Annotated in this window: 6 protein-coding genes and 1 pseudogene; all 7 read right to left on the bottom strand. The window is 63.8% G+C overall.

All coding sequences use genetic code 11. The features are described 5' to 3' along the window. Window positions 1–30: 30 nt before the first annotated feature. On the bottom strand, window positions 31–2,127 hold the full coding sequence (locus DBR24_RS18430) for an efflux RND transporter periplasmic adaptor subunit (RefSeq protein ID WP_128615460.1): 2,097 nt from the start codon (window positions 2,125–2,127) through the stop codon (window positions 31–33). Further along, complete coding sequence (locus tag DBR24_RS18425) at window positions 2,128–3,447, bottom strand: efflux RND transporter periplasmic adaptor subunit (protein ID WP_123470357.1); 1,320 nt, start codon at window positions 3,445–3,447, stop codon at window positions 2,128–2,130. After that, on the bottom strand, window positions 3,444–4,220 hold the full coding sequence (locus DBR24_RS18420) for an efflux RND transporter periplasmic adaptor subunit (protein ID WP_128615459.1): 777 nt from the start codon (window positions 4,218–4,220) through the stop codon (window positions 3,444–3,446). Before DBR24_RS18420 ends, DBR24_RS18425 begins: the two co-directional genes overlap by 4 nt. Before the next feature lie 276 nt (window positions 4,221–4,496). Continuing rightward, a complete protein-coding gene (locus tag DBR24_RS18415; RefSeq protein ID WP_177490618.1) occupies window positions 4,497–6,059 on the bottom strand; it encodes an efflux transporter outer membrane subunit in 1,563 nt (520 codons plus the stop codon). Further along, window positions 6,056–7,126, bottom strand: coding sequence for an HlyD family secretion protein (locus tag DBR24_RS18410; protein ID WP_128615457.1), 1,071 nt, complete (start codon window positions 7,124–7,126; stop codon window positions 6,056–6,058). The genes DBR24_RS18415 and DBR24_RS18410 overlap by 4 nt, the downstream gene beginning before the upstream one ends. A gap of 26 nt (window positions 7,127–7,152) precedes the next feature. Further along, on the bottom strand, window positions 7,153–8,691 hold the full coding sequence (locus DBR24_RS18405) for an MFS transporter (protein WP_128615456.1): 1,539 nt from the start codon (window positions 8,689–8,691) through the stop codon (window positions 7,153–7,155). Between the two features lie 219 nt (window positions 8,692–8,910). Continuing rightward, window positions 8,911–9,041, bottom strand: a pseudogene (locus DBR24_RS32780) (LysR family transcriptional regulator); the annotation flags it as partial.

The raw sequence follows: 9,041 nt of genomic DNA, 5'->3' as shown, positions 1-9,041 counted from the left end.
CTGCTGCGTTGTCCGCCATCGTGCTCTCCGTTAGAAACCGCTTTCCCTGACCCCCAGCGCCGCCATCCGGCGCCACGCCACACCGAGCAACGACTCACCGTTGCCCTGCACCACCACCACGCCGCGCAATGGCTGCACCGGCGTCGCTGGCGCATCGACAGCGCTCAGGCGCACGCCGTACTGCGCCTGCACCGGTTCTGCGCGTTGCTGTTGATCGCGGCGCACGGCGATCGGCCCGTGGTGATCGGAGGTCAGCGCCTCCTGATCGACATAGGCCACGCCGTTGCTGTCGATTTCGTTGAGTTGCACGGCGAGCGCCGGGTGCATTGGATCGTCTGCAATGAAGCGCCCGCTGGCTCCCGGTTTGACTCGCCACAATTCGGATTCGGCCAGATAACCGCGCAACCGTGTGCCGTCTTCAACCACTCGCGCCAGCGCATCATGGGTCGACAGCCAGCGCCCGGGCGTCAGGTTCGGCAGCAGATCACGCACACGACCGGCATGCGGGGCACGCAACAGCAGACGTTCACGCTGTGCGCTCAGACCGCGATATTGCGCCACCGCTTCGGCCAGTTTCTGCTCGATGATACTGGCGTCGGCAGCGGTTTCGCTGCGGCCGGCCTGACGGCGCATGAGCAATTGCTGGATCTGGATTTCCCGGCGGACGATGACCAGTTTCGAGTCGAGATCCGGGGATTCGAGCTCGATCAGCACGTCGCCCTGGGCAACCGTTTGCCCGTCTGCAACCTTTACCGATTTCACCCGCGCCGACGCCGGTGCGTGCAGGGCACTGGCGCGCCCGGCCTCAAGCATCGTCGGCAATTCCACCGAACTGCGCCACGGCACAATCAGCACCAGCAACAGCCCGAGCACCGCGAGACTGCTGAGCAGCACCCGTGGACCGTGCGCCTGTTCGCGGCGGCTCCACCACTGGCGCCACTCACTCATGATCGGCAAGAAGATGAACCACACCAGTTCCACCAGCATCAGGAAGATCCCCAACACCTTGAAGAACAGGTGATAGACCGCCAGCGCGATCCCGAAAAACAACGCCGCACGCCACAGCCACGAGCCATACCCCCAGATCAGCAAACGCCGTTGCATCTTCGGCGACCATGGCTCCGGCGCCGGCGCGCCATAACCGAACAAAAATTCGCGCAAACGCCAGCGACATAAGGCAAAGGCCCGGCCCTGAAGGTTGTCGACTTCCCACAGGTCACTGAGCAGAAAATAGCCATCAAAGCGCATGAACGGATTGAGATTGACCACCAGCGTGGTGATCCACGTGGCGCTGGCGAGCATGAACGCCGCCGTGCGTCCCGGGCCGTCGGGCAACAGCGACCAGGCCAGCAGCGCGATACACGCCAGCAGCAGTTCCGCGAGCACCCCGCCAGCGCCGATCAGCAAGCGCGCGCGACGGTCATTGACCCGCCAGGCATCACTGACATCGGTGTAAAACATCGGCAGCAGCACCATGAACGCCACGCCCATGCTCTGCACCCGACACCCGGCGCGCTTGGCCATGAACGCATGGCCGAATTCGTGGCACAGCTTGGCGAAGAACAAGGCCACGCCAAACGCCAATGCACCGCCGAGGCTGAACAGGTGCGGGAAGGTGCCGACAAAACGCTGCCAGTCCCGCGACACCAGAAACACCCCAAGGCCGAGGGTCGCCGGCAAACCGTAGCGCAACAAACGCGGACCGAAGCGCTCCAGCCACGGCCAGGCACGGTTGAGAAACGCGTCGGGGCGCCACAGCGGAATGCGGAAGAACAGGTATTGATGCAGCAGGACTTGCCACAGGCTCTGCTTCTGCGCCAGAGCCTTGAGCCGGTAGCTGGCGCGTTGCTGATCATCCATGGCGCTGATCAAATCGTGCCCACGGAGAAACCCCAGCAACTGCTCAAGCTCATCGCCGTCCGGCGGCAGGCCCGGCTCGCGATTGGCTGCGCGCAAGACTTGCTCGGCGTCGCCCAGCGACCAGTGCCGCAACAGACGCATCGCCGCCGTACCGAGCTTGAAATAGCGACCGCGCACCGGATCGGCGAGGGTCCAGCGCGGTGAACCGTCCAGGGCCGGCGCCGCGGACGACAGTTGCAGATCGGCACGCAGGCTCGGCAGGTTCATTTACAGGCCCACGCTCTGGCGCAATCCGGCCAGGGGTCGGCGCAACAGATACAGGGCCAGCGGCGCACGATCGCCAAAGATTTTTGCCGTGCCACGCAGGCCGATGCGCGGTGGCGCGTCAGCGAAACTGGCGTCGAGCCGATACGCCAGTTGCCCGCCCGCTGTCGGCTGCGCCTCGTAGGCCGAGCGCTCCAGCGTGGCGAGATGGCGCTTGAGCGGATCGCTGTCGAGAAACAGTGAGACTTCAGCACCCGGCGCCAGCGCAATCGCATCACCCACTGCCAGTTCGATGCGCAGTTCAGCCTGATTCGGGTCGGCGATTTCCATCAGCCGTTCACCGGTCTGCACCGGCTTGCCGGTCAGGCGCTCGGCATCGGCGAACACCGCAATCCCGTCGCGTTCGGCACGCACTTCGCTGCGCGCCAGTAACTCGCGGGCGTAATCGCGCTCGGCACGTTTTTGCTCGGCACGGGCGGCGAGCAAATCGACCTTGGCGCTGGACTCGGCATCGGCAAACGAACGTTGTGAATTGGATTTCAACTCCGCTTCGGCCACGCCCAAGGCGCGCTCGGCGACATCGGCCTGGGCCTTGAGCGTGGTGCTTTCAAAACGCAGCAGCACGTCGCCGGTTTTCACCGCCTGATTGGGTTTGACCAGAAACTCGGCAATCACCCCATCCAGCGGCGCCGCCACCACACGGCCGCCCAGCGGCACCACTTCGGCCGGGGCCAGCACCGATTGACGCACCGGGATCAGCAAACCGAGCAGCAGCACCGCGAGCAGCGCCACCTGACGCTTGCGCGTCCAGCGCAGGCGCCACGGCTTGCGCGGTTGCAACGCCAGCCAGGCATGACTGTAGGTGTCGCCGAGTTGCGACAGCAGGACTTGTTCGGAAGGATTCCACGGCACATCGCGGGCCAGCCACAACCCGCCGAACACTTGTCCGTCGCGATCAATCAGCGGCAACCAGAACACTTGCGCGGCGGACAGGCTGCGCCAGTCAGCCTGAATGCTGTCGTTGAGCAGTTCAGGAGCAATCACCCGCGCCTGCTTCAGCACATCCTGTTTGAACAACTGCGCCACGGCCTGTTCGACAAATGCCACGAACGGCGCATTCGGCTCGACGGCGCTGACGCCGGTCACGGCCTGCACTTTGCCGGCGATCAACAGTGCCGCATGACGGAAGCCGAACAGCGACTGACCGTCATTGACCAGGCTGTAGGCCAGTTGCGAGGTATCGTGAGCGGCGCGGGTCTGGCGTTCGAGGTCGAGAAAGCGGGCGAACACCTGTTCGGCGCCGCCGCTCACCGGGGCGTTCACTTCAGCTCCGGGAAACGTGCGGTGCCGCTCATGCCGGCCAACAAGCCTTTCGCTTCCGGCAGTGTTGCTACCAGCAACAGTGTTTGACTGCCTTCGTCGATACGCGCACCAAGGCGTTTGACCGTGGCAGCGATCGGCTGCCCGGTTTCATCGGGCACGAAACTGAAGGTCTGGCCGGGCGTGAGCTTCGCCATCCAGCGCGACGGCACCAGCAAATGAATTTCGAGGGTGCGGTTATCCACCACATCGAGCAGCGGCGCGCCGGCCGACACGCTCTCAAAGCGCTGCACCTTGCGCTCGACCACCTGCCCGTCGAACGGCGCGATCACGCTGCAGCGTTTGACCTGCACCTGATACACCTGGGATTGCGCCTGGGTCTCGCTGACCTTGGCCTCGGCCCGCGCCACTTCGAAACGCCCGACGGAATTGAGTGCGGCCAGTTGCCTGTTATGCGCCAGCTCTTCACCGGCACCACGGCTGGCCGCCTGCGCCGCATTGAGTTGAGCCTGATAGGCCGAGCAATCGAAACGTGCCAGCGTGTCGCCCTTTTTGAACGACTCACCCTCGCTGAACGGCAACTCGACAATCCGCCCGGACAATTCGCTGGCCAGCACGGCCTGATCCCGTGCGCGCAACACACCGCGCGCCTCACTGCCGGAAGCCTGCGCAGGCGCTCCGTTATCCAGCAGCGGATCGTCTGCACCGGGCGTTTGCGCCTGAACTGCACACGCCACCAAGGTCAATCCCACAACCCAACCACGAAAACGCCGCATAACCGCTACTCCCTGTCGGATGTGCGGAGTCTACGACAGCAGAGGTTAGCGTCAAGCGAAAGGCCAGCATTGCTCTGAAATGTGATGCTGCAAAAGAGCAGACCGGTTCGAGTTTGTTTAAACGCCGCAGGCTTGCGCCCTTGTCCTGCGAAACGTACAGACGCTTTCGCTCGCGCAGAAAAGAAAGGGACGGTAGACAAAAGCTCTCCAAGAATAAGGTGCGGCGTATTCTCCATCAGTTCCCGCTTCGCGTCCCCACCCCTGAAAAACCTGCGATCAAGCCGGATTATTGGTAGCGACTGCTGCCGGATACACCGACTCCCATCCCCCACCCAGCGCCTTGTACAACCCGACCATGGCCAGCGAAACGCCGGTCGAACTCTCGACCCACTGCTCCTGCGTCGCCAGCAACGCACCTTGCACGGTGAGGACATTGACGAAATCGACCACGCCTTCGACGTATTGCTGTTGCGCGGTGCGCAGGGCGATCTGGTTCTGGCGTACGGCTTCGGCGAGGCTGTCGCGGCGGCGTTGGCTGGCGTTGTAAGCCGTGAGTTGATCGTCGATTTCATGCCAGGCACGCAGCACGGTTTGCTGGTAGGCGATGGCCGCTTCCTGTTGTTGGGCTTCGCGCAGTTGCAGCATGCCGCGCAGGCGTCCGCCGTCGAACAGCGGCAGGCTGAACTGCGGGCCAATGCCGAACGCGCGTGAGCCCCAGGAGCCGAAATCACTCAGCTGCATGGCTTGCGAGCCGACGTTGCCGGACAGGGTGATACGCGGATAGAAATCGCCCTTGGCCACGCCGATGTTGGCGGTGGCCGCGTGCAGGCGTGCTTCGGCCTGGCGGATGTCCGGGCGACGCTCGGCAAGCTGTGAAGGCAGGCCGATGGCGACTTGCTGCGGCGACTGCGGCACGGCGGCGTCTGTGGATAACGTCTTGGCCAAGGCTTGTGGCGGTTCGCCGATCAACAGGCTGATCGCATTGATCAGTTGCGACTGGCGCTGTTCAAGCGCGGGCAGACGCGACTCGATGGCCGCGACTTGTGCGGCGGCTTCGGCGACGTCCAGATCGGTCGCCACACCATCGTTCAGGCGCAGTTGCGAGAGTTTCAGGCTGTGCCGGGCGACATCGAGGTTCTGCTCGGTGACCGCGCGAGTGTTCTGCACGCCGCGCAGCTGGATGTAGTTCTGCGCGGTGTCGGCAAGGACCGCCAGCAACACACCACGACGGTCGTTTTCGGCGACTTCGAGACTGGCGTCGGCGGCTTCGGTTTCGCGGCGCACGCGGCCCCAGACATCCAGTTCCCAGGCGGCGGAGAAACCGGCGTCCCACAGGTTGAAAGCGGAAGCACCGTTGTGCCCGGACGGATCACTCAAGCCTGCGCCGCTGTTGCGTTTGCGTGCGTAACTGCCGGTGGCGGCGGTGTTCGGATAGCGATCCGCAGTGATCACCTGGCGGGCAGCGCGGCTTTGTTGCAAGCGACTGCTGGCCAGTTGCAGGTCGAGGTTGCTCTTCATCGCCCGCTGCGTGAGGGCCGAGAGCTGCGCATCATGGAAAACGTCCCACCAGCGTTCGGTCAGCGGTTCACTGACGGCCTGGCTGGGGGCGGATCTGGCGGGTTTGGCCCAGTCGGCGATTTGTGTGGCTTCGGGCTTGTGGAAGTCCGGGCCGACGGTGCACGCGCTGAGGCTTACTGTGAGCAAGACACTCAAGCCGAGCTGCTGGCAAGCCTGCTCCCACGGAGATCTCTGTTTGAAGTGAGGATCCTGGACAGCTTGCACAATCCCTGTGGGAGCTGGCTTGCCAGCGATGGCGCCAGCCGATTCAACAAAATTCATCGCTGAGTCACCTCGCGCTCCGCCGGCGCCGAACTGCGTGTATCAATGCTCGCCTCCACCGACATCCCCACCCGCAAGCGCTCGGCCAATGGCTGGCCCGGTTCCAGCAGGATTTTCACTGGAATCCGCTGCACGACCTTGGTGAAGTTACCCGTGGCGTTGTCCGGTTTAACCGCCGCAAAGGTCACGCCGGTGGCCGGCGCGATGCTCTCGACGCGTCCACTCAGCGCTTCGCCGCCAAGACTGTCGACGCGTACCTGCACGTCCTGCCCCGGCTGCACGTCGGTCAGTTGGGTTTCCTGAAAGTTGGCGACCACATACGCCTGCTTCAACGGCACCACTGCCAGCAACTTGCTGCCCGGCGTCACATAGGCGCCAACGCGCACCGCGCGCTCCCCGACCATGCCATCCTGCGGGGCGGTGATGCGCGTGTAGGAAAGTTCGAAACTGGCAATTTCCAGCGCTGCCTGCGCATGTTTCAAACTGCCTTCGGCGGCATCGCGCTGCGCCGTCAGAATCTCCACCTGCTTGCGCTCGGCGGCCAGTTTCGCGCTGGCGGTATCGAGCCGTGCGCTCGCCTGATCAATACGGGTACGCGCCTGTTGCGCGTTCTGCACCGTGCCGGCGCCGACACCGGCCAGGTGGTTGTAGCGATTGAGTTCCTGCTGCGCGAAAGCCATTTGCGCCTTGGCCGAGACCACCGAGGCCTGGGCCTGGGCGATCACCGAGGTCTGCCGTTCCAGCGTCGCCCTGGCGTTTTGCAATTGGGCGCGGGCGACCAGGGTCTGCGCGTCGGCGGCCTCGGCGGCGGCGCGCAAATCACGGTCATCGATCAACGCCAGCAACTGCCCGGCCTTGACCTGCTGGTTGTCTTCCACCAGCACGTCCTTGATAAACCCGGCCACGCGCGGCACCACCAGGGTGTAGTCGGCAGAGACGAACGCATCATTGGTGTTCTGCTGAGTACGTTTGCCGAACAGGCCTGGCATCGCCAGATACATCAGCACGCCGACCGCCAGTGCGGCAGCCACGGCCACCGCGAGTTTCTGTTTTGCTTGAGTCGTCATAAAAACCTTCTGTTTCAGTACAGCCGTCAGGTCGGTGCGCGCGGTGGGAAGATCCGCGTCGGCAGCCAGAAAATCAGCAGGATCAGCGCCACTGCGACGCCCGCCATGCACACATAGAGGTCGGACGAAGTCAGCACCACGGCCTGTTCGTGCAGGCGATGGGCGAGCCCCGGATCGCTGCGATCAGCCAGAGGCGAATTGCCAAGGTTGTCGATCAACATGGTCGAGTGGAAATGCAGGCGCGCCGTGGTCAGCGCTTCGATCACACCGGTGGCGACCACCGCCGCCAGGCCTTTCACCGTGTTGAACCACGCGGAGGCAAACGGCCCCTCCTGCGGCTGGATGCTGCCGGTGGACAACATCAACAGCGGCAGCACCGACATCGGCTGGCCGAAGATCTGCAACCACTGCAGGAGGTAGAAATTGTCGCGAATCCATTCCGAGGTCAGCAGCGAGCCGCCCAGGCAGGACAGCGTCAACAGGCTCAAGCCGATGCCTAGCACCCAGCGACAATCGACCCAGCGCAGGTTGCACAGCGCCGCCACCAGCGGCAGCGCGAGCAACTGCGGCAAAGCGGCGATCAGCATGATCGGCGCGGTCTGCACCGGGCGATAACCTTGTACCTGCGCCAGATAGCTCGACGGAATCAACACCACGGCCTGCAACACCACCAGCACCCCGGCGAGGGTCATCAGTGCGAACGACAGGTTGCGGATGCCGAGCATCTGCAGCTTGAAAAACGGAATCGGCTGCGACCACTCGTTGATCAGAAACGCCACCAGCAACAGCGAGCCGGCGCCGAGCAAACCGCAGATCAGGTCCGACTCGAACCAGTCCAGCCGGTTGCCCTGGAGCAAGCCGATCACCAGCATGCAGATCGCCGGAAAACCTAGCAGCAGGCCCTTCCAGTTGAACGTCTTAAGGCGCTCCAGGCGCAGCGGGTCCTGCGGAATGCCCCAAGCGATCATGGCCATGGCAATCAGGCACGGCACGATGATTTGCCAGAACGTCCATTGCCAGCCGACGTATTCACTCCATAAGCCGGCCAGTGGCGTGCCGAGGCCCGGGCCGAACGTCGCCGTGAGCGCGTAGCCGGCCAGGCCATACAGCTTGAAATTGGCCGGCAAAAAGCGCAGGGCCACGGTCATCAGCATCGGCGGCAACGCGCCACCGGCCAGCCCTTGCAAGGTGCGCATCAACAACAGGCTTTCGTAATTGGGGGCGAACGGGCACAGCAAGCCGAGCAACGTGAACAGACTGATCGCGCCGAGGGTGAAACGGCGCAGCGAAAAGGTCACCGAGCACCACGGTGCGAACGCCATCGCCGCCACCGAGGTCGCGGCGTAGCAGGCGACCAGCCAGGTGCCTTCGTCGTAGCCAATGTTCAGCGCGCCCCGGATATCGGCGAGCGCGACTTTGGTCACCATCTCGTTAAGACCCGAGACCAGCACAGCCAGCAGCACACCGACCAGACCGGTGATGATCCGCGCGCCGAACAGCGGTGGCGTGGCCGCCGTCGCCGGACTGGCCGCAGCGATGGGCGCCGGAGCCGTCAGGGAAGTCATGAATGCACACTCCGGAGGGAAAAATACCGGAGCATCTTAGTCGGGCTTACTACTGACGAAAATTGACTTATTGGCAGGATATAAGTGCGTCAGACACAACTATTTCACTGTAGGCGTGAGCCTGCTCGCGATGGCGCCGTTTCGGTCGATATTTTCGCCGACTGATACACCGCTGTCGCGAGCAGGCTCACGCCTACAGGGTTCGTGTGGTTTTCGGAATCAGGGCTGGGCGGCCAGCCAGGTTTCGTCGCAACAGGCCTTGAGCGTCTCGCGCAGCCAGCGGTGCGCCGGGTCCTTGTCGAAGCGCGGGTGCCAGGCCTGGGTCAGCATCAGCGTCGGCAACGGGATTG

This window comes from Pseudomonas sp. HMWF006 (assembly GCF_003061205.1).
In the GTDB taxonomy this organism is placed as follows: domain Bacteria; phylum Pseudomonadota; class Gammaproteobacteria; order Pseudomonadales; family Pseudomonadaceae; genus Aquipseudomonas; species Aquipseudomonas monsensis.
Note: the sequence above shows the minus strand (reverse complement) of the source record. Positions and strands in the feature narration are given on the sequence as shown.